The organism is Mycolicibacter sp. MU0083 (assembly GCF_963378075.1).
Lineage (GTDB): Bacteria > Actinomycetota > Actinomycetes > Mycobacteriales > Mycobacteriaceae > Mycobacterium > Mycobacterium kokjensenii.
On record NZ_OY726394.1, the window covers coordinates 3,816,981 to 3,837,366 of the forward strand.

A 20,386-nucleotide genomic window follows, 5' to 3' on the forward strand; every position below is an offset into this window, starting at 1 on the left:
ATGGCTGCTTCACCCGCCCTGACCCGCTCCGTCGTCGCCGCGGCGGCGGCCCTCGCGCCGGCCGCGCTGGCCGTGGGCTACGGCGCGATCGTCGAACGTAACGCGTTCGTGCTGCGCAGGACGACGCTGCCGGTGCTGGCTCCCGGATCCTCGCCGCTGCGGGTGTTGCACATCAGCGACATCCACATGCGGCCCGGGCAGCACCGCAAGCAGGCCTGGCTGCGCGAACTCGTCGCCCTGGAGCCGGACCTGGTGGTCAACACCGGGGACAACCTGGCACACCCCAAAGCGGTGCCGGCGGTGGTGCAGGCCCTCGGCGACCTGCTGTCGGTGCCGGGCGTGTTCGTGTTCGGCAGCAACGACTACTTCGGCCCGCGGCTGAAGAATCCGGCGAAGTATCTGACCAAGCCCACCCATCGGATTCACGGCACCCCGCTGCCGTGGCAGGACCTGCGTGCGGCGTTCACCGAGCGCGGCTGGCTGGACCTGACCCACAACCGCCGGGAGTTCGACGTGGCCGGGCACCGGATCTCCGCGGCCGGCGTCGACGACCCGCACATCGGCCGGGACCGCTACGACACCATCGCCGGTCCGGCCGACCTCACCTCCGATCTGCGGCTGGGCCTGACCCATTCGCCGGAGCCGCGGGTGCTGGATCGTTTCGCCGCCGACGGCTACCAGTTGGTGATGGCCGGCCACACCCACGGCGGGCAGCTGTGTGTGCCGTTCTACGGCGCGCTGGTGACCAACTGCGGGCTGGACCGCACCCGGGCCAAGGGGCCGTCGCAGTGGGGCGCACACATGCGCCTGCACGTCTCGGCGGGGATCGGTACGTCACCGTTCGCGCCGGTGCGCTTCGCCTGCCGCCCGGAGGCCAGCCTGCTGACCCTGGTGGCCGCGCCCACCGGCGGCGACGACTCGCGGTTGACCCGCGGCTCCACCGAACCGTCGGTGTCGGCGCGCTGAGCCGATCAGGACCGGCCGGCGCCGCAGGGACTGCCCACGCAGCCCGCCGCGGGTTCGACCGGGTTCGGGAGATCCTGCCGACCCGCGTTCGCGTGCACGCGATCGTCGGCGGCATCGGGGTTGGTGGCCGCAAGCCACAGCGCGGCCAGAGCGAAGAACCCGGCATACACCGCGCCGCCCAACAGCGTCATGATTCGACTCCCTTTGCGCTAAAACCTGGTTAGCCAGTCTGCCTAAGTCCGGCTATGTTTGCAGCTCCACACGCCGGATTGTGGGGCGTTTCATGCCGCGAAGCGGTAGTGACGTGGGCCTCCCGGGGGGTTGCGGGCCAACGGATCCGGGCGTTCTCCGGCGCTCTCACCAGCCGTTTGGGAGACTGCCGGGGCAGTGCGATACGCTGTCGTGGCTTCACACGGGGTGTGGCGCAGCTTGGTAGCGTGCTTCGTTCGGGACGAAGAGGTCGTGGGTTCGAATCCCGCCACCCCGACTCAGGTTGTTGCAGGTAAGGGCTCTGTCCGGTTGATCCGGTCGGGGCCCTTTTCCGTTGCGGTATGCAGCGGCTCTCCGCGCGTCGGTACCCGGCGTCACAGCCCCATCTTCAGGCCCGCGCCGGCGTCGACGAACAACTGCTGACCGGTGACGTAGCGGGATTCGTCGGATGCCAGGTAGACCACCGCGTGCGAGATGTCGGCGGGATCGACAAAGGGCACGGGCATGGCCTGCATGAAGGGAAAGGTGACTTCGGCATCGGCGCGTGTCGGGTTGGGCAGGTCGGGCCGGAACGTCTTATAGGTGTTGTCGTTGTGCAGCATGGGGGTGTCGACGTTGGTGGGGTGCACGGCGTTGACCCGGATGCGGTGCGGGCCCAGCGTGAGGGCCAGAGCCTTGGTGTAGTCGCGGATCATCGTTTTGGACAGCGCGTAGGCGGCCCCGCCGGGGCCTTTCAGCGTTGCGCCGTGCAGACCGGTTTGGGGTACCAGTCCGGCGATCGAACCGGTGACGATGATCGACGCCCCCGCGCTCAGGTGCGGGAAGCCGACGTGGATGGTGTTGACCACGCCGATGAAGTCGACGTCGAAGGCGTCGATGAATCCCTGCGGGGGGATGTGGTCGCCGAGGGGCATGATCGCCGCGTTGGCGACGATGCCGTCGAGGCCACCGAGTTCTGCGACCGCCGCATCGAGGGCCTTCTTCAGGGCGGCCCGGTCACGCACGTCGACTTGGGCGGTGATGGCGCGCCGGCCGGCCTTTTCGACCAGTGCTTCTGTCTCCTCCAGGTCGGCGGGTGTCGCCAACGGATACTCCGCGGTGGCGATGTCGGCGCAGATATCCAGGGCGATCACGTCAGCGCCTTCATCGGCGAGGTGTACGGCGTGGCTGCGGCCTTGTCCTCGGCCGGCTCCGGTGACGGCGATGACTTTTCCGTTGAGTCGGTTCACGACGCGCTCCTTCGTATTCAACCGGCCAGTGGCGGCACGGGGGTGAATGACACCGGCATGGATTCCAGCCCGCTGACGAAGTTCGCCGGCCGCAGCACCATGTTGTCCGGGTCGTCGAGCCGGAGATCGGGAAGCCGCTGCAGGATGCGTCGGGTCATCGTGGTCAGCTCCAGGCGGGCCAGTTGATTGCCCAGACAGAAGTGGGTGCCGAATCCGAACGCGACGTGGTTGTTCGGATGACGGCGGATGTCGAAGGACTCGGGGTCGGCGAACTGCTGCTCATCGAAGTTGGCCGATTCGAACAGCAGCATGATCTTCTCCCCTTGGTGCAGCGCGGTGCCGTGGAAGTCGACGTCTGTGGTCAGCGTCCGGCACATGTTCTTGATCGGTGACGTCCACCGCAGCATCTCCTCCACCGCACCCGGCAACAACCGTTCGGTATCGGTGAGTAGTGCGTCGAATTGTTCGGGGTGCAAGAGCAGTTGAGCGGTCCCGCCGGACAGCGTGTGGCGCGAGGTCTCGTCGCCGCCGATGAGGATGAGCAGCACCTCGATGAGGATCTCCTCGTCGCTGAGCGTGTCACCGTCGATGGCCCCGTGGGTCAGCACGCTGATCAGGTCATCGGTCGGCTCGGCGCGTCGCTGCGCGATCAGTTCGGAGGTGTACGCGTGGTAGGCGGCGAACGACTCGATCGCGATCTGCAGATGGTCGGGCGAAAGGTGTGAGCTGAGGTTCTCCATCATGTCGTCGCTCCACTTGAGCAGCATGCCGCGGTCCTGTGGCAGCACTCCGAGCATGTCGCCGATGACCGCGATCGGCAACGGTGCCGCCAGGTCTCGCACGAAGTCGCACTCGCCCTTCTCGCACACTGCGTCGATGAGCGCGTCGCATACCGCGCTGATGCCGGCAGCGCGCTGTTGCAACCGTTTTCGAGTGAATCCGGCATTGACCAGTTTGCGGCGCCGCAGGTGTTCCGGATCATCCATGTCGATCATCATCGGAACCGGCTGGACGTGATCGGGGCGTATCCCGCCGGCACTGGAGAACACTTCGGGGCGCCGCTCCGCGTCCAGTACCGCCGCGTAAGTCGCGACACCGGCGAAGCCGTTGCGGTCCCGGAAAACCGGCTCATGCTTGTGCATCCACCGGTAGGCCGTGTGCGAGTCACCGGCATAGAAGTTGCCGTCGGTCAGATCGATATCGGGACGGTCCACCGGATCGTGTCCCATCGGCATCCTCACTTTCTCATGGCGGGTCACTTCGTGACCCGTATCGGCACACAGGTGGGCCCCGACAGTGACGGGGTGGTGGTCCAGGTAACCGGTCCGGCCAGCTCGATGCGTTCGGCCGCATCCAGAAGTTGATTGACGACAACACGTACTTCCAGGCGCGCGAGATGAGCGCCCATACAGAAGTGGGCGCCGTGACCGAAGCTGAGATGGCCTACCGGGTCACGGTCGATGTCAAAGTCTTCCGGCCGTGCGAATCGCCCGGGATCGTGATTGGCGCCCGCATAGAACAGCACCATCCGCGAGCGCGCCGGGATGGTGATGTCTCCGACGGTGTACGGCCGCAGGGTGGTTCGGCCCACCCACTGCACGGGGCAGCCCCACCGCAGCGCCTCCTCGGTGGCCGGAGCGATCAGCTCCCGGTTCTGCCTAAGGCGGTCATAGAGTTCCGGCTCGCGGGCCAGCTGCGTCAGAAGGATGCCGAGCAGGTTGGTGGTCGTTTCACTTCCTGCGACCAGCAGGATCAGTGCGGCGGTCAACGCCTCCAGCATGGACATGTCACCGGCATCGAGGGCTTTACGGACCCGACCGAAGACATCGTCGGTTTCCAGGCCGACGCGGCGGTCGAGGTCGTCGAGCACCAGGCTGCGCATCGCCAGCATTCCGGGCAGTACTCGCCCCATGGATCTGGTCACCTCGGACAACGAACTCACCGCGAACACCGATCGGAAAACTTCTGAGTACCGCTGGAACTCCGCACGGCGGGATTCGTCGACACCCAGGATGAGCGCAATCGCCGCGATCGGCAGCGGCGCGGCGAGCGTCGAAACCGCGTCGACGGTCTCGCCTCCCATCAGGGCGCCGATAGCGGGCTTGGCGAGTTCGTTTATCGCGTCTTCGAGGCGGCGCACCGCACCGGGGGTGAACGAGGCCGCGGTGATCCGCCGTAGCCGGCTGTGGTCGGGCTCGTCGGTGCTGACCACACCGGGCATCGGCATGGAGCGCAGCAGGATTCCCGAATCCGACGACAAGGTCTCGTGGGCTCGGGCGGCGGCGACGACGTCGTCGTAACGCGACAGCATCCACACGTTCAGCCGCTCGTTGACCACGACCCGCTGCTCGCGTAGTCGAGCCAGTTGTGGCCAGGGGTTGGCGATGGCTGCGGGGTCGGTGGGATCGAAGCCGGTCCGGGGAACCTGCGGGCCGGCGTCCCGGACATTGCGCCGCCGTAGGTCACGCAACATTCCCCGGCCGAGCATCACTGCCGAATCGCGGATCGTCCCCGGTAGTGCGCGTAGTGCATTCATGAGGATTTCCCGCGCGCGGACGCGACATCTCCCTGGACGTCGAGGGGCCGACCATGCGTCATCTGGTAATCGGTCCTCGGGGCCCGGCGGGCCTGGCGGCGGGCGCCGACGATGGTCTGCGGCCGGTGATAGACGGTCGCACCCTGCGAGTTGACGAAGTAGGTATTGATGCCCGCGTTGCAGCGGGTGAAGTAGAGATGCGCGGTCTTGCCGGCCGTTCGCATCCGCTCCTGGTAATCGTCGAAAGCCTGCTGGCGCACGGCAACCACCGTGTCGGGACCGGCGCGGCGGGTTTGGTCGATGACGTCGACGGCGTGCTCGGCCATCATCTCCACGAAGTCGGTCCAGCCCACGCCGACGAAGCCCTGCGGTCCGACGATCTCCCACCGGTTGGGCAGCCGCGGGTGTGCGGTTCCGGCGTAGCTGCGTAAGCCGTGTTCCCGGTAGTCCTCGGCGAGGTCGAACCCGGCGGTGCCGAGAATGGTTCCCGGCCGGTAGGTTTCGGGATCGGTCCACAGTTCGTAGCCGGTGGCGGTCACGATCAGGTCGGCCTCGCGTTCAACGCCGTCGACGGTGCGGACTCCCCGAGGTGTGAGTCGTTCGATCGGGGTGGTGATCAAAGTGGTGGTCGGGTCGTTGAACGCGGGTAGGTAGCTGCTGGAGATGATGGGCCGCTTGCCCAAGATGCCGTGGCGTGGGAGCAGCTTGCGCCGGTCGGACGGATCGTGGACCACCGCGCGCAGCAGGGCGCGGAACCCCACTCGTGACACGGCGTCGTAGCCGCTCATCAGCGAGACCAGCACCCGGTCGGGTAGGCGCGACATGATGTGCACGATCGGCACGAGCATGAACAGGTCGAACACCAGTCGTCCGACGTGATGAATCGCGGCGGTGACGCCGGGCGCGCCCAGCACGGCCCGCAGACGCGGGGTGATCTCGGCGTCGGGCTTGGGCAGAATCCAGTTCGGGGTGCGCTGATAGACATCGAGCCGGCCGACCTTGCCCGACAGCGCCGACACGATCTGCGCCCCACTGGAGCCCGTCCCGATCACCGCCACCCGTTTGCCGGTGGTGTCGTAGCCGTCATCCCAGGCGTTGGGACGCAGCACCGTACCGCCGAAGTCCGCCAACCCGGCAAGGCCCGCGCTGTCCTTGGCGTTGACGTAGCCGCCGACCGAATTGATCACGAATCGGGCCGTGTATTCGGTACCGCCGCGAATCGACAGCCGCCAGCGGCTGTTGCCCTCGTCCCACACCTGTCGAATGACCTCGCTCCCGGCCCGAAGATGCCGGTAGAGGTCGAGGCGGCGGGCAGTGTCGGTGAGGTAACGCTGAATCTCCGGGCCGGGCGCGAACAATCGACTCCACTCACGGTTGCGGGCAAAGGACAGCTCGTACCAGAAGATCGGGATGTCGACCGCAAGGCCCGGATAGTGGTTGTCCCGCCAGGTGCCCCCGAAATCGTCGCCGCGCTCCAGGATGACCAGGTCGGTGATCCCCCGCCGGCGCAACAGGTGAGCCGCAGCGATGCCACCCGGGCCTGCGCCGATGATCGCAACTTCGACATCGGTGTTCCTGTTCATCGGGTGCCTCCCACGTCGACCGCTTGATGGCTGCGATACGGGATTCGGGCGGCAGCCGCTCTCCCGCGCAGTGCGAACATGGCGATGACCAGCAGCGCTGCGGCGACGAAACAGGCTGCGGCATAGGCGAGACTCCCGGTGGCGGTACCGGACGGCGTGACGCCCTCCACCGCGGCGAAATAGTCGGGCAGCCCGACACCCCAACTGGTCGCCATCACCACCAGATACCAGGTGCCGAATGCCCTGGCGTAGCCGGTGTCGCGGGCGCCGCCCGCACTCCGTGCCGACGGCCATGCCCGGGCCACGGTGACCACGCCGACGAGCAGGATCGCCGCAATCATCGACCAGTACACGAACGTCTGAACGGCCGAGGCCCGTGCGAACAACCAGGCGGGTATCCCAAGGACACCGATCGCCACGGTGCCCAGGACGCCGATCGCCACGGTGCGGACCAGCAGCGCACCCGGCGTGAAACGACGGCCACGGGCAACCGGCTGCGCCACCCAACGGTGCACGAAGTAGGCCACCGCGATGGGCGCACCCGCCGAAAACAATGCCATGCTGGTCAACGGAACAGCACCCAACGCCGGTGCCGTGGCACTGTTTTCCGTGTTCCAGACCCACCACTTCAGTTGTGGTCCGATGTGGTCGAATATCTCGTAGAACACGGAGTGCACGAACCCGACACACACCGCTGCGGTGAATCGTCCGTAGCGCGCGAAGACGCCGAGGCTTCGCACGATGTCGTAGGCCAACGTGAGCAGTGCCGGGTAGAGCGCGACGATGTAGAGCGGCAACCGGTCGAACATCAAATCGACGGTGAACACATTGTGCACAAACACGATTCCCACCGAAGACTCAAGTCCGAACAACCGGGGGAAATAGATGGGCGGTTCGATCACCAGAACGTAGACAATGCTGGAGAACCACAACGCCACCCGCGTCGGATCCCCCAGACCGCGCCGGGCTTTGAGGGCCAGGACCAGTGCCAGCACCGCGCCACCGATGAAGGTGAACTCGAGCAGCGGTAGCGTCCAGTTCGCCAGTGCGCTCGGATCGCGCAGATGGATCAGCGGGGGCGCGTCGACACAGGAGAATCCCAACCGGTCCGCCAGCCGCGCCACGTCGGGGATACAGACATCAGGCAAGGTGATCGGACCCCTCTCGAGTTTGCGGCGGGCTGGGCAAGACGGCTATTTCGGATCGGCCGCCGCGCTGTACCAGTGGGCGACGTCCGCGCCGGCGGCGTGCCGCGCGAACCAGACGTCGGCGAACTGCGGCAGCGGTTGACGGGCGGGATCGTGCCAGGGGGCTTGCGATTCGAGAATGCGCGCCAGGGCCGTCACTTTCTGCCGGGTGGGCAGGTGCGCGAATGCTGCCGGCGCCACACGCGGCCTGCGCAGGTCGGCCCACGACATCGCCGGAAGCGCTCGGCGCGCGTCGATGATGCGATCCGATTCGGGCACGTGGCGGTTGAAGCCGTCGACGACGATCAAGAAGGCCTCGTTCATATGTTTGAGAATCGCCGGGAGAGCACGCACCCGACGTGTGCGGCTGGCGACCAGGGCGTCGTAGACGATCAGCGCGGAACTGCGGTGCTCCACCTCTTCGACGAAGTGCCACAAGAACAGCGAAGCCACGCGCTCGTCACCCGGCGCGAACAACGTGGCCTCGTTGTCGAGCAGAAGCTTGAACAGCGGTGTGAACGTCGCCTCCAGATCGGCGGTATAGGCGAGCCGGAAGTCCAGCGGGGCGGTCTCGATGAGCCGATCGAAGCAGGCGGTCGCCTCGGCCAGCATGTCCGCCAATCCGGGATAGCTCCGCACCAGAGCACCGATGTGCTGGCGGTGGGCGTTGGCATGCTGGGCTTCTTGGCGTAGGAACGCTTCGGCCTCCGACCTCGTATCGGGATCATCGATCAGCGGGATGGCTTCGCGGGTGGTGGCCACGATGAGCTTCTCGAAGACGACGGCGATGACCGAGACCGCGTTGGTGAACACCGAGAACGTCGGATTGTCCGGATTCCAGATGAACGGTATATCGCCGTCGAGATCGAAACGGAGCCTGCGGATCTCCAGTGATGTCACCCTTCCGCCTTTCTTCTGCGGTGTCGGTGCGATCTGCCGATTGATAGCACCGAGACCGCGTCCGGGGTGTGCATGACCCTAACGACTGAATGGACATATCGTCAATAGTGTCCAGCCGTCCGTTAACATGGCAGCGACGCCGTTTGACCACGGGCGGCGCAGGCGAGGAGGTTCGGGTGCGCGCGGTGATCATGGACAGCAGCGGATCGGTGCGGATCGCCAACCGGCCCGACCCGACATCGCCTGGGCCGCAAGGAGTGATCATCGCGGTGGAGGCGACCGGGATCTGTGGATCGGATCTGCACTTCTACGATGGCGACCTACCCTGCATCGACGGGCTGAGCGTCGGGCATGAAGCCGTAGGCGTCGTCGTCGACGCCGGCGAGCAGGTGCACCGGGTCGCCGAGGGCGATCGCGTCGTCGTCTCCTGCATCACCGGATGCGGCCATTGCCACGGATGCGCCGTCGGAGACCCGGCCACCTGCGATACCGGCGCTTCGCTGTTCGGCTTCGGCGGTGCACTGGCCGGGGCCCAGGCCGAACTGTTGGCCGTCCCGATGGCCGATACGGCGCTACTACCGATCCCCACGGCCATCCCCGACGAGGCCGCGGTCCTGCTGGCCGACAACCTCGCCACCCCGTGGACCGCGGCACGCCGCGGCGAGGTGACGGCCGGCAAGTCCGTACTCGTACTGGGGCTCGGCGCAGTGGGCCAGTGCGCCGTGCGGTGTGCGTTCCAGTTGGGCGCGGCGACAGTCTTCGCCTACGACCCGATAGCCGCCAGGCGTGCACGTGCTACCGCGTCCGGGGCCACCACGTTCGACGGACCCGAGGTCGCCGCGATGGTCACCGACGCCACTCATGGCCGCGGTGTCGACGTCGTCATCGACGCGGTCGCCACCGATGTATCGCTGGACTGCGCGGTGGCTGCGGTCCGGGCCGGCGGAACCATCTCGGTCGTGGGAATCCACGGACTAGCGCCCTACCCGTTGCCGATCTTGCAGGCTGTCTACAAGTCGATCACCTTGCGGATGTCGCTGGCCGCGGTACAGAGCGCGTGGCGAGAACTCCTACCGCTGATACTCGCCGGGCGATTGGACACCGCGGGCATCATCAGCCACCGCCTCCCCCTCGAGGACGCCGATGAAGGCTACGAGCTCATGGCGGCGCGTACCGCCGACTGCACGAAAGTGCTGCTCACCACGTGATCCCTCGTTTGACACCGGCGAACGTACGCCGAGAAGATCATCCGATGACCGCGCAGTTCGCCCGACAAGACGCGCCGTCGGCGGCGCCGACGGACCGGCGATAGGGGCCGCCGGTGCGCACACACGGATGGGGCGGCGCCCAGCCCTCCAGCGACGAGGAAGCCATCACCCGGATACTGGACGCCGCCGACGATGCCATCGAAGCGCGCGGCGCCGACATGCGCATCGCGGACGTCGCCCGGGCACTGGGCGTATCCCGACAGACCGTCTACAACTACTTTCCCGGCGCGGGAGCGCTCCTGGAAGCCGCGGCCACTCGCTCCGGCCTGCAATTCCTCGACATTCTGGCGGACCACCTCACGGGCATCACCGATCCCATCGAGGCCCTCGTCGAAAGCCTGGCCTACACCCTGGAATGGCTCCCCGAGGACCGCGCGATCCAGGTGATGCTCGTCCACGACTTCACCAAGGCCTCAACCGGAATCACCTCCGATGCCTGCGTGCAGTTCGGCCACGCGATCCTCGCGGGCCTCGACGTGGACTGGTCTGACCTCGGACTCGACGACGCCGCGCTCGACGACCTGGTCGAATACATGCTCCGGATTCTGCAGTCCTTCACCATCGACCCCGGCCGCCCGCCGCGTAGCGGCGAACGGCTGCGCGACTACCTGCGCAGATGGGTGGCCCCGGTCGTGTTCACCGAGATCGCCGCACACCGGTAGGGAGACGCTCCCGCGGGCTCGGCCGGTGGTTTCACCAATCCGGTCCACCGGCCGTGCCGGCCGTCCACAATGCGGCTATGGACTTCGCGATGCGCTATGACCGGTGGTATCGCCCCCTGGCCACCGTCGTGGGTCTGGGACCGGCCCGCGCCAGTATCCGGGTGGCCGATGGTCTGTTGCAGGTCCGCAGCGGGTGGGCGTTCGCAATCGAAATCCCGTTGGACTACGTCGAATCCGCCCGGCCCGCACCGGAGCGCATGTGGGGCTGGGGCGTGCACCAGGCGTGCAACGGCTGGCTGGTCAACGGATCCCGGCACGGCGTGGTCGAGATCCGGCTGACCCACGGGGTCAAACCGTCCAAGGCGCCCACCGCCGGAATCTTCAACAAACCGGTTCGCTGCCTCTACGTCAGCGTCACCGACCCCGATACGTTCATCGCCGCGGCGACGAGTTCGCGGCTGCCGGCGACCGGTTCCTAGAGGCGTTCGCGGACCGCCGCCGACAGGCGCGCGCCGTCGGCCTTGCCCGCGGCGATCGCGGTGGCGGCCTTCATCACCTGGCCCATGTGCTTCATGTGCGGCCGCTCGCCGATCACCTCGGCCACCTGGGCCAGGGCGGTGTCGACGACGTCGGCCAGTTCGGCGTCGGTGAGCGGGGTGGGCAGGTACTCGTCGATGATCCGCGCCTCGGCGTGTTCTTCGGCGGCGAGTTCACCCCGGCCGTTCTGGGCGTAGACCTCCGCGGCCTCGCCGCGCTTGCGGGATTCGCGGGCCAGCACCTTGAGCACGTCCTCGTCGGTCAGCTCACGGGCCTGCTTGCCGGCCACCTCTTCGGCCTGGATCGCGGCCAGCAACATCCGCAGGGTGGCCGTCCGGAGTTTGTCCTGCGCCTTCATCGCCGCGGTCAGATCCGCTCGCAACTGGGATTTCAGCTCTGCCATGGCAGCTAACGCTACGCTCAGCCCTATGGTGAATCCGCCGCCGCCCGGCTATCCCGGGCCTGGTTTTCCCCCGCCCGGTTACGGTACGCCGCCTCCGGGTTGGGGGCCGCCCGCACCGGGCTACGGACCACCGCCGGGATACGGCCCGCCCGCACCCGGATACGGCCCACCGGCCCCCGGATACGGCCCACCGGCCCCCGGATACGGGCCACCGCCCGGGTACGGCCCGCCTGCACCGGGCTACGGGCCGCCACCCGGGTACGGGCCGCCCGGATACGGCCCACCGCCGGAGTACCCGCAACCGGAATTCAAGCCCGGCATCATCCCGTTGCGCCCGCTGAGCCTGGCCGACATCTATAACGGCGCGGTCGGCTATGTCCGGTCCAACCCGAAGACCGTGCTCGGGCTGACCGCCGTCGTCGTCGTGATCACCCAGATCATCACCGGGATCGTGCTGTACGGACTGATGTCGTCGACCGCCCCGTCGGGGTCGGGACGGGCGGCCTCGGACATCTCCGGGGCGGACGCGGCCGGGTGGCTGACCGGGATCGTCGGCGCCGCGATCCTGACCGCGGTGAGCACCGTCGTACTGACCGGAATGCTCACCGTCGTGGTCGGACGTGCGGTATTCGGGTCGCCGATCACCATCGCCGAAGCCTGGGCGATCGTGCGGGACCGCATCGGGGCGCTACTCGGACTGGCCGGCCTGCTCGGGCTGGCCGCGGTCGTCCTGTGCGGGTTCACCGCCGCCCTCATCGGTGCCGCAGGCGGGGTGGGCGGACCGGCGGCCGCGGTGCTCGTCGGCCTCCCGCTGGGGCTGGCACTGGTCGCGGGGCTGGGTTACGGCTACGCGGTGCTGATCTTCGCGCCGACGGTGATCGTGCTGGAACGGCTACCGGTGTTCGATGCGGTGCGCCGGTCGTTCTTCCTGGTGCGCAACAGTTTTTGGCGGGTGCTGGGCATCATGGTGCTGACCGCCCTGATCGCCGCGTTGATCAGTAGCGTGGTGGCGTTCCCGTTCAACATCATCGGGATGCTGGCGACCCACGGCGCCGACGCCGCCACCGGAAGCGTCGAGTTGGGGGTGCTCTCCCGGATCGGTTCGACCCTCGGCGAGATCATCGTGCTGCCCTTCACCGCCGGGGTGACGGTGCTGTTGTACGCCGACCGCCGCATCCGGGGCGAAGCGTTCGACCTGGTGCTGCGCAGCGGCGCCGCCGCCGGGCCCTACGGCGCGGCACCGACCGACAACCTCTGGCTGACCCGCCCCCCGGGATAAGGACCGTCGGGTGCCCACCGTCGACATCGACCGCGACGCCGCCCGCGAGGCGGCCGAACGTGAGCTGACCAAACCGATCTACCCGCGACCGTCCCCCAAGGAACAATTCCTGGACTTCGTCGACGACCTGGTGCGCCGGTTGGTGCTCAAGGGCTCGGAATTGCCCGGCGGCTGGTTCACCATCACCGTGCTGCTGATGGTGCTGGCCGCCGCGGTGGCCGCCGCCGTGAACGTCGGCCGGCGCATGCTGCGCGACGGCCACCGCCACCAGCCGCTGTTCGGATCCGTCCAGCACAGCGCCGCCGAACACCGCGCCGCCGCATACGACGCGGCCCGGGCCGGCGATTGGGGCGCCGCGATCCGGCACGGGCTGCGCGCGGTGGCCCGCGAACTCGAGGAGGCCGGGATGCTGCCGCCCGCGCCGGGACGGACCGCCACCGAACTGGCCCGCGACGCCACCGCGGCGCTACCCGGGCCGGCCGACGACCTGTTCCGGGCCGCGGAGGTCTTCAACGACGTCAGTTACGGCGATCTGCCGGGCACCCCGGAGGGGTACCGGATCGTCGCCGACCTCGACGAGCGGGTGCGGGCCACGACGCGGGTGCGGCAGTACCGGTGAGCACCCGACGCCGTACCTGGTGGTGGGTCGCCCTGGCGCTGCTGGTGATCGTCGCGGTGTCGTCGGTCGCGGCCTACCTGACCACCCCGCGACCGGGTGGCGAGATGGATCCGCACGCCACCTCACCGCAGGGCGCCCACGCCCTGGTCACGTTGTTGCGGAACCGTGGCGTCGACGTCACGGTGGCCGACACGGTCGACGACGTCGTGCGCAAGGCCACTCCCGACACCCTGGTGCTGGTGGCCCAGACCCCGCGCATCCGCGACGACACGCTGCTGAACCGCTTGGCCGACCTTCCCGGGGATCTGCTGCTGGTGGCGCCCGATGCCTCGGCCCGCACCATCCTGGCACCGGATATCCGGACCGGTCGTGTCCCGGCCTTCACCGATCGACCCGGCTGCGCGCTGCGGGAAGCCGAGCGGGCCGGGACCGTCGATCTGGGTGCCGCCCGCAGCTATGTCGCGGCGCCCGGCCGGTCGGTGGACAGCTGCTACGGCGGCGCGCTGGTGCGCTACCGCGACGGCGACCGGACCGTCACGGTGGTCGGCAGCGCGTCGTTCCTGACCAATGCCGAGCTGGCTCGGGAGGGAAACGCCGCGCTGGCGATGAATCTGGCCGGCTCCTCGCCGCGACTGATCTGGTTTGCGCCGCAACACATCCTGGGCGACCAGGCCGGTTCCTCCTCGATCTTCGATCTGATCCCGCCGAATGTGCGGTGGCTGTTCTGGCAGCTGTGCACGGCGTTGGCGCTGGCCGCATGGTGGCGGGGGCGGCGGCTGGGTCCGCTGGTCTCCGAACCGCTGCCCGTCGTCGTCCGCGCATCGGAGACCGTCGAAGGATTGGGCCGGCTCTACCGCTCGCGGCGGGCCCGCGACCGGGCCGCCGCCGCCCTGCGCACCGCGGCCCTGCGCCGACTCGGCCCCCGGCTGGGACTGGGGCCGACGCCGGAACCACCGGCGCTGGTCGACGCGGCGGCGCAGCGCCTCAACGAGGATCCGGACTGGTTGCGGCATGTGTTCTTCGGCCCCACCCCCGACTCCGATGACGCGCTCATCGCACTGGCCCACGGACTCGACGACATCGAAAGGCAGGTCACCGACTCGTGACACACACTCCCCCATCGGATCCGGCGGCACCGGAGGCCCGAGAGGCGCTGCAGGCGCTGCGCAGCGAGGTCGCCAAGGTGGTCGTCGGCCAGGACGCCGTGGTCAGCGGCCTGGTGATCGCGCTGTTGTGCCGCGGCCATGTCCTGCTCGAAGGTGTTCCGGGCGTGGCGAAGACACTGCTGGTCCGCACGCTGAGCGCCGCGTTGCGCCTCGATTTCAAACGGGTGCAGTTCACCCCGGACCTGATGCCCGGCGACATCACCGGGTCACTGGTGTACGACAGCAGCACCGCGGCGTTCGTGTTCCGGCCCGGCCCGGTCTTCACCAACATGCTGCTGGCCGACGAGATCAACCGCACCCCGCCCAAAACCCAAGCGGCCCTGCTGGAGGCGATGGAGGAGGGGCAGGTGACCGTCGACGGTGCGGCCAAGCCGTTGCCGGATCCGTTCGTCGTCGCCGCCACCGCCAACCCGATCGAATACGAGGGCACCTACCGGCTGCCGGAAGCCCAACTCGACCGGTTCCTGCTCAAGCTGACGGTCCCGCTGCCGGTCCGGCAGGCCGAGATCGACATCCTGGCCCGGCACGCGCAGGGGTTCGACCCGCACGACCTGTCCGCGGTGACGCCGGTGGCCGGTGCCGAGGACCTGGCGGCCGGCCGCGCCGCGGTGCGCCAGGTACTGGTGGCCGATCAGGTGCTGGGCTACATCGTCGACGTGGTGACCGCGACCCGGCATTCGCCCGCCCTGCAGTTGGGGGTGTCGCCGCGTGGCGCCACCGCCCTGTTGGCCACATCGCGGTCGTGGGCGTGGTTGTCCGGCCGCAATTACGTGACGCCCGACGACGTCAAGGCGATGGCGCGTTCCACGCTGCGGCACCGGGTGATGCTGCGTCCCGAGGCCGAACTCGAGGGCGCCACCGCCGACGGCGTACTCGACGGCATCCTCGCCTCGGTTCCGGTGCCGCGCTGGTGATTCTGACCGGACGCGCCGCGCTGATCGCACTGGTCTGCGCACTACCGGTCGCGGTGGCCCCGTGGCCGGCGACGGCGTTCGTGGTGCTGGCGGCGGGTCTGGCCGCGGCGGTGGTCCTCGATGCCGCATTGGCGGCCGCGCCCGCCTCGCTGCGTATCGTCCGGTCCGGGGCCGACACGGTTCGGCTCGGCGAGCCCGCGGCGTCGACGTTGTCGATCGTCAACGGCCGCCGGGGATTCCGCGGTCAGGTGCGTGACGCGTGGCCGCCGAGCGTCGGCGCCTCGCCGCGCGCCCACCTGCTCGAATTGGCGCCCGGCCAGGCGCAGTGGGTGTGCACCGGATTGCGGCCCACCCGCCGCGGCGATCAGCATGCCGCCGGGGTCACGGTGCGCTCGATCGGCCCGTTGGGTCTGGCCGGGCGGCAACGTACTCGGCAGGTGCCCGGACAGCTGCGGGTGCTGCCGCCGTTCCTGTCGCGCCGGCACCTGCCGGCCCGGCTGGCCCGGCTGCGCGAGGTCGACGGGAATCTGCCGGCACTGGTCCGGGGTCAGGGCAGCGAGTTCGACTCGCTGCGCGAGTACGTCGCCGGCGATGACGTGCGCTCGATCGACTGGCGGGCCACCGCACGGCGCTCGGAGGTGGTGGTGCGCACCTGGCGTCCGGAACGGGACCGGCGCGTCGTCATCGTGCTCGACACCGGCCGGACCGCGGCGGGCCGGATCGGGATGGACCCGACCACCCGCGACCCGGCGGGCTGGCCGCGGCTGGACTGGTCGATGGATGCCGCACTGTTGTTGGCGGCGTTGGCGTTACGTGCCGGTGACCACGTCGATCTGCTGGCCCATGACCAGGTGACCCGGGCGGGTGTGTTCGGTGCCTCGCGCACCGGTGTGTTCGCCCAGCTGGTCGACGCCATGGCCCCGCTGCAGCCCGCGCTGATCGAATCCGATGCCGCGGCGATGGTGGCCACGGTGTCCCGGCGGGCGCGCCGCGACAACCTGGTGGTGCTGTTGACCGACCTCAACGCCTCCGCCTTGGAGGAGGGCCTGCTGCCGGTGCTGCCGAAGCTGACCGCCGAACACCAGGTGATCCTGGCCGCGGTCGCCGATCCGCGCGTGGAGCGGTTGGCCGCCGGGCGCGAGAATGCGGCCGCGGTCTACGACGCCGGCGCCGCCGAACGCTTCCGCAACGAGCGCCGCGCGATGGCGGCCCGGCTGCGCCGCGCCGGTGTTCAGGTCATCGACGCCGCGCCCGAGGAGCTGGCACCCGCCCTGGCCGATGCCTACCTGGCGTTGAAGTCGGCCGGCCGGCTGTGATCTCCCGCCGCGAACGTGCGCAGAATGCCACGATTCACGGCGCGTCGGCGTACAGACACGCACGCTCGCGAGGTGTGGGAGGTACCCCCAGCTCGCGAGGTGTGGGAGGTACCCCCAGCTCGCGGGGTGTGGGAGGCCCGGTGAATCAGCGGGTGGGCACCACGTCGGGCGCATCGGCGATATCGCCGGTCTCGTCGGCGGCCACCGCCTTGCGCCCGAAATGCACCACGTAGGCCAGGAACGCCGCCTCGACCGCCGCACCGATGCCGATGCGCAGCCACGTCGGCAGCGGCGACGGGGTCACCACCGCCTCGAGCAGTCCGGCCACCGCCAGCACCGCCACCAGACCCACCGCGACGGCGACCACGGCCCGGCCCTGCTCGGCGAGCACCTGGCCGCGCGGCCGGTCACCGGGTGCGATCACCGTCCAGCCCAGCCGCATCCCGACGGCGCCGGCCAGAAACACCGCCGTCAGCTCCAACAGTCCGTGCGGGGCGAGCAGTCCGAGCATGAACGCTCCGCGTCCGGCGTGGAACATCAGGCCCAGCCCCACGCCCAGGTTGGCGGCGTTGACGAGCAGCAGCGCCGGGATCGGCAGACCCAACAGCACCGAGAACGCGATGGTGCGGGCGGCTACCCAGGCGTTGTTCACCCAGACCTGCAGGGCGAACGCACCGGCGGGGTGATCGCTGTAGTAGGCGGCGAACTCGTGGTCGACCAGCCGCTCGATCTCCGCGGGAGTACCGATCAGATCCTGTACATCGGGGTTGCCGGCCACCCAGCAGGCGATGACGGCGGTGACCGCCAGGAAGACCGCGGCCGTGGCCAGCCACCACCGCCACGCCCGATAGGCGACCACCGGGAACGACACCGTCACGAATCGGACGAACTCCGACGCCAGCGGCGCGTGAGCACCGGTCACCGCGGCCCGCGACCGCGCCACGAGGCTGGAGAGCCGGCCGACCAGCGCGGCGTCGGTGGACGACGAGCGCACCACCGATAGTTGGGTGGACACCCGCTGGTAGAGGTCGACCAGTTCGTCGATCTCAGGCCCGGTGAGCCGCCGACGCTTCTTGACCAGTGCCTCCAGCCGATCCCAGGTCGCCCGGTGAGTCAGCACGAAGGCGTCGACATCCACAGCGTCGAGAGTAGCGAGGACTGCGAGAGCGGCGGAGCCGGTCGAAGCCGGTCGTCGCCACCCAGACTGCGAGTAGCGTCTGTGCCATGCCGAACCACAGCCACGAGCTGGTGACCGGCGACGCGGTGGTGCTCGACATCGCGGTCGCGCAACTACCGGTGCGGGCGGTCAGCGCATTGATCGACATCGTCGTGGTGCTGGTGGGTTACGTCTGCGCGCTGGTGTTGTGGGCCATGACCGTGGGCGGGTTCGACGACGCGTTGACCGCCGCCATCATGATCATCTTCGGGGTGCTGTTGCTGGTCGGCTATCCGGTCACCATCGAGACCCTCACCCGGGGCAGGTCGCTGGGCAAGATGGCGATGGGGTTGCGGGTGGTTTCCGACGACGGCGGGCCGGAACACTTCCGGCAGGCGCTGTTTCGGGCATTGGCCGCGGTGGTGGAGATCTGGGCCCTGACCGGCAGCCCGGCGGTGATCTGCAGCCTGCTGTCGCCGCGCGGGAAACGCCTGGGTGACATCTTCGCCGGCACCGTGGTGATCAGCGAACGCGGCCCGGCGTCGATGCCGCCGCCGGTGATGCCGCCCGGGCTGGCGTGGTGGGCGTCGTCGTTGCAGCTCTCCGGATTGCGGGCTGAATCCGCGGAACTGGCCCGGCAGTTCCTGGGCCGGGCCCACCAACTCGATCCGCACACCCGGCAGATGATGGCGTACCGGATCTCCGGTGATGTGCTGGCGCACATCTCTCCCCCGCCGCCTCCGGATGCCCCGCCGGAACTGGTGCTGGCGGCGGTGCTCGCCGAACGGCATCACCGCGAACTCGTCCGGCGACAGGACCGCGTACCGGGCTCCTACTATCCGCCGACCCCGTTGCCGCCGATGCCGTGGCCGCCGCCGAATGCGGGCGGCTTCATGCCCCCGGGCTGAGCCTTTCGACGACGGCGCCGATCGCGTCATAGGTGGCGCGCGCTCGCTCATCCCTGGTGGCCAGCAGGACCCCATTCTCCCTGACTGCCAGCGCAACGAGCGCGTCGTAGGTCGCAGCACCGGTCACCCCGCCTGGCTGCGCACTCCCGATGGAAGTCGCGGGCTGCGCGTGCCGAAAGCACAAGCGGCCGAACGAAATTCTCGTCAATGAGCCGCACCGCATCTGCCGCGGAGACCCGCGCATCACCCGGCAACCGAGTTGGTACCGCGTATGCCTCCGCCAGACTGTGCGAGGTCAGGCACAGGTTTCGGCCGCGCGCCCACACAGCAACGTCGGCGTGCTGCTCATGCCCGGCGACCAGCAGCGGTACCGCCACACTGGTATCGACTGCCACCACTTCGGCGGTCGTCAACGCCGACCCGCATCGATAAGGCCGAACATCGTCTCATCGGAGACGGCGGTGTCGCTTCGAGCCACCAGTCGCCCGGTGGCATCGCGCTCCAGGCGCGCTGTACGCCCGCCCGGAGTGATCTGGACACCGTTGCCGTAGCGGGAGATGTCGACCACGGTTCCGGGCGTCAACCCGAGGCTGTCACGCAGCGGCTTGGGCACGACGATTCCACCTGCGGAATCGATCACGGCCTCCATTGGGATGACGCTACCGGTGAAATCCCATTTATGAACGCCCTAGCAATCCGTCCACGCAACATTGCCGTCCGATAGTTCTCGATATATCGTTAATCTATCGCGAGCGATGGTCGCTCCGTTCTTCACAGCACTGAGGTGACGAATGCACACACCCTTCGGTCCGCCGAGCGGACCTTCTACGCCCGATCCGGATCACCACGGCGGCTTCGGTTTCGGCCCCGCAACCCCACACCCGCATCGCGCGGCGCAGCTGGCCCGCCGGCAGGCGCGGCGCGAGTTCCGTAGGCACCTGAACGATCACGCCGGCGATCCGTGCGCACCGTTTGGTTTCGGAACCGGTCCCGGCTTCCGGCACGGCTACGGCGGCCCGGGCTTCGGGCCCGGATTCGGCCCCGGGCCGGGCCTCGGCTTCGGATTCGGCCCGCCCGGACGCCGTGGGCACCGGCGCGGGCATCGGGGGCGGCGCGGCGACGTGCGGGTGGCCATTCTGGCCCTGCTGGCCGAGGCCCCGATGCACGGTTACGAGATCATCCAGCAGATCGCCGAACGCAGCGACGGGCTGTGGCGTCCCAGCCCGGGTTCGGTCTACCCGACTCTGCAGATGCTCGTCGACGAGGGCCTGATCGTCGGGAGCGAAACCGGCGGCAAGAAAAGGCTTTTCGAGTTGACGGCGGAGGGCCGCGACGTCGCCGAGCAGATCGAGACCCCGCCGTGGGAACAGATCACCGACAGCGCCGACCAGGGCCAGCTCAACCTGCGCACCGCGGTCGACCAGCTGTTCGGCGCCGTCGCGCAGGCCGCGCAGGCCGCCACCCCCGAGCAACAGCAGCGCGTCGTCGACATCCTCAACGGCGCACGCAAGAGTATCTACGGGATCCTCGGCGAAACCGACTGAACG

The 20,386-nt window shown here is 68.9% G+C and carries 21 protein-coding genes, 1 tRNA gene and 1 pseudogene; 12 read left to right on the forward strand and 11 right to left on the reverse strand.

The window, feature by feature from the left end; translation table 11 throughout:
* Positions 1-966, forward strand: a complete 966-nt coding sequence (locus tag RCP38_RS17890; RefSeq protein WP_308474251.1) for a metallophosphoesterase — start codon at positions 1-3, stop codon at positions 964-966.
* Between the two features lie 5 nt (positions 967-971).
* Here the strand turns inward: RCP38_RS17890 and RCP38_RS17895 are convergent, their stop codons facing one another.
* Positions 972-1,157, reverse strand: coding sequence for a hypothetical protein (locus RCP38_RS17895; protein ID WP_308474252.1), 186 nt, complete (start codon positions 1,155-1,157; stop codon positions 972-974).
* Between the two features lie 222 nt (positions 1,158-1,379).
* Here RCP38_RS17895 and RCP38_RS17900 point away from each other — a divergent pair.
* A tRNA-Pro gene (locus RCP38_RS17900) sits at positions 1,380-1,453 on the forward strand.
* 97 nt (positions 1,454-1,550) lie between these two features.
* On the opposite strand, the gene RCP38_RS17905 is transcribed toward RCP38_RS17900, so the two are convergent.
* Genes RCP38_RS17905 through RCP38_RS17930 form a run of 6 tightly spaced genes read right to left on the reverse strand, consistent with a single transcriptional unit; the run spans position 1,551 to position 8,611 of the window.
* Positions 1,551-2,405 carry a mycofactocin-coupled SDR family oxidoreductase gene (locus tag RCP38_RS17905; RefSeq protein ID WP_308474253.1) on the reverse strand — a complete coding sequence of 285 codons (855 nt, stop codon included), beginning with the start codon at positions 2,403-2,405 and terminating at the stop codon, positions 1,551-1,553.
* A 17-nt stretch (positions 2,406-2,422) separates the two neighbouring features.
* Positions 2,423-3,634: a cytochrome P450 gene (locus RCP38_RS17910; RefSeq protein ID WP_308474254.1), complete on the reverse strand. Its 1,212-nt coding sequence runs from the start codon at positions 3,632-3,634 to the stop codon at positions 2,423-2,425.
* 26 nt (positions 3,635-3,660) lie between these two features.
* The gene (locus RCP38_RS17915; RefSeq protein WP_308474255.1) at positions 3,661-4,941 is read right to left on the reverse strand and encodes a cytochrome P450; all 1,281 of its coding nucleotides are present in this window, start codon (positions 4,939-4,941) and stop codon (positions 3,661-3,663) included.
* Entirely contained in the window at positions 4,938-6,524 is a 1,587-nt protein-coding gene (locus RCP38_RS17920; protein WP_308474256.1) for a flavin-containing monooxygenase, read from the reverse strand. The genes RCP38_RS17915 and RCP38_RS17920 overlap by 4 nt, the downstream gene beginning before the upstream one ends.
* Complete coding sequence (locus RCP38_RS17925) at positions 6,521-7,672, reverse strand: hypothetical protein (protein ID WP_308474257.1); 1,152 nt, start codon at positions 7,670-7,672, stop codon at positions 6,521-6,523. The genes RCP38_RS17920 and RCP38_RS17925 overlap by 4 nt, the downstream gene beginning before the upstream one ends.
* Before the next feature lie 45 nt (positions 7,673-7,717).
* A complete protein-coding gene (locus RCP38_RS17930) occupies positions 7,718-8,611 on the reverse strand; it encodes a metal-dependent hydrolase (RefSeq protein ID WP_308474258.1) in 894 nt (297 codons plus the stop codon).
* Positions 8,612-8,787: 176 nt separating this feature from the next.
* Here RCP38_RS17930 and RCP38_RS17935 point away from each other — a divergent pair, with 176 nt between their 5' ends.
* From RCP38_RS17935 to RCP38_RS17945, 3 genes are all read left to right on the forward strand, one after another.
* Entirely contained in the window at positions 8,788-9,819 is a 1,032-nt protein-coding gene (locus tag RCP38_RS17935; RefSeq protein ID WP_308474259.1) for an alcohol dehydrogenase catalytic domain-containing protein, read from the forward strand.
* 113 nt (positions 9,820-9,932) lie between these two features.
* The gene (locus RCP38_RS17940; protein ID WP_308474260.1) at positions 9,933-10,541 is read left to right on the forward strand and encodes a TetR/AcrR family transcriptional regulator; all 609 of its coding nucleotides are present in this window, start codon (positions 9,933-9,935) and stop codon (positions 10,539-10,541) included.
* Positions 10,542-10,618: 77 nt separating this feature from the next.
* A complete protein-coding gene (locus RCP38_RS17945; RefSeq protein ID WP_308474261.1) occupies positions 10,619-11,020 on the forward strand; it encodes a hypothetical protein in 402 nt (133 codons plus the stop codon).
* On the opposite strand, the gene RCP38_RS17950 is transcribed toward RCP38_RS17945, so the two are convergent.
* The gene (locus RCP38_RS17950; RefSeq protein WP_308474262.1) at positions 11,017-11,481 is read right to left on the reverse strand and encodes a GatB/YqeY domain-containing protein; all 465 of its coding nucleotides are present in this window, start codon (positions 11,479-11,481) and stop codon (positions 11,017-11,019) included. The two genes, RCP38_RS17945 and RCP38_RS17950, sit on opposite strands and share 4 nt — an antisense overlap.
* 25 nt (positions 11,482-11,506) lie before the next feature.
* Here RCP38_RS17950 and RCP38_RS17955 point away from each other — a divergent pair, with 25 nt between their 5' ends.
* The 5 genes from RCP38_RS17955 to RCP38_RS17975 are packed head-to-tail and all read left to right on the forward strand — an operon-like array spanning position 11,507 to position 16,775.
* Positions 11,507-12,760 (forward strand): hypothetical protein, encoded by a 1,254-nt coding sequence (locus RCP38_RS17955; RefSeq protein WP_308474263.1) that lies wholly within the window; start codon positions 11,507-11,509, stop codon positions 12,758-12,760.
* A 10-nt stretch (positions 12,761-12,770) separates the two neighbouring features.
* Positions 12,771-13,379 carry a DUF4129 domain-containing protein gene (locus tag RCP38_RS17960; protein WP_308474264.1) on the forward strand — a complete coding sequence of 203 codons (609 nt, stop codon included), beginning with the start codon at positions 12,771-12,773 and terminating at the stop codon, positions 13,377-13,379.
* A complete protein-coding gene (locus tag RCP38_RS17965) occupies positions 13,376-14,485 on the forward strand; it encodes a DUF4350 domain-containing protein (protein ID WP_308474265.1) in 1,110 nt (369 codons plus the stop codon). The genes RCP38_RS17960 and RCP38_RS17965 overlap by 4 nt, the downstream gene beginning before the upstream one ends.
* Entirely contained in the window at positions 14,482-15,459 is a 978-nt protein-coding gene (locus RCP38_RS17970) for an AAA family ATPase (protein ID WP_308474266.1), read from the forward strand. The genes RCP38_RS17965 and RCP38_RS17970 overlap by 4 nt, the downstream gene beginning before the upstream one ends.
* Positions 15,456-16,775, forward strand: a complete 1,320-nt coding sequence (locus tag RCP38_RS17975; RefSeq protein ID WP_308474267.1) for a DUF58 domain-containing protein — start codon at positions 15,456-15,458, stop codon at positions 16,773-16,775. Before RCP38_RS17970 ends, RCP38_RS17975 begins: the two co-directional genes overlap by 4 nt.
* Positions 16,776-16,920: 145 nt before the next feature.
* Here RCP38_RS17975 and RCP38_RS17980 read toward each other — a convergent pair whose 3' ends face one another.
* Positions 16,921-17,913: a stage II sporulation protein M gene (locus tag RCP38_RS17980; RefSeq protein WP_308474268.1), complete on the reverse strand. Its 993-nt coding sequence runs from the start codon at positions 17,911-17,913 to the stop codon at positions 16,921-16,923.
* 86 nt (positions 17,914-17,999) lie between these two features.
* Here RCP38_RS17980 and RCP38_RS17985 point away from each other — a divergent pair, with 86 nt between their 5' ends.
* Positions 18,000-18,839: an RDD family protein gene (locus RCP38_RS17985; RefSeq protein WP_308474269.1), complete on the forward strand. Its 840-nt coding sequence runs from the start codon at positions 18,000-18,002 to the stop codon at positions 18,837-18,839.
* Here RCP38_RS17985 and RCP38_RS17990 read toward each other — a convergent pair.
* Positions 18,823-19,252 (reverse strand): annotated as a pseudogene (locus RCP38_RS17990) (PIN domain-containing protein). The gene RCP38_RS17985 and the pseudogene RCP38_RS17990 sit on opposite strands and share 17 nt — an antisense overlap.
* Complete coding sequence (locus RCP38_RS17995) at positions 19,249-19,488, reverse strand: AbrB/MazE/SpoVT family DNA-binding domain-containing protein (RefSeq protein WP_308474270.1); 240 nt, start codon at positions 19,486-19,488, stop codon at positions 19,249-19,251. Before RCP38_RS17995 ends, RCP38_RS17990 begins: the two are co-directional and overlap by 4 nt.
* A gap of 142 nt (positions 19,489-19,630) precedes the next feature.
* On the opposite strand from RCP38_RS17995, the gene RCP38_RS18000 reads away from it, so the two are divergent.
* Positions 19,631-20,383 carry a PadR family transcriptional regulator gene (locus RCP38_RS18000; RefSeq protein ID WP_308474271.1) on the forward strand — a complete coding sequence of 251 codons (753 nt, stop codon included), beginning with the start codon at positions 19,631-19,633 and terminating at the stop codon, positions 20,381-20,383.
* Positions 20,384-20,386 lie beyond the last annotated feature (3 nt).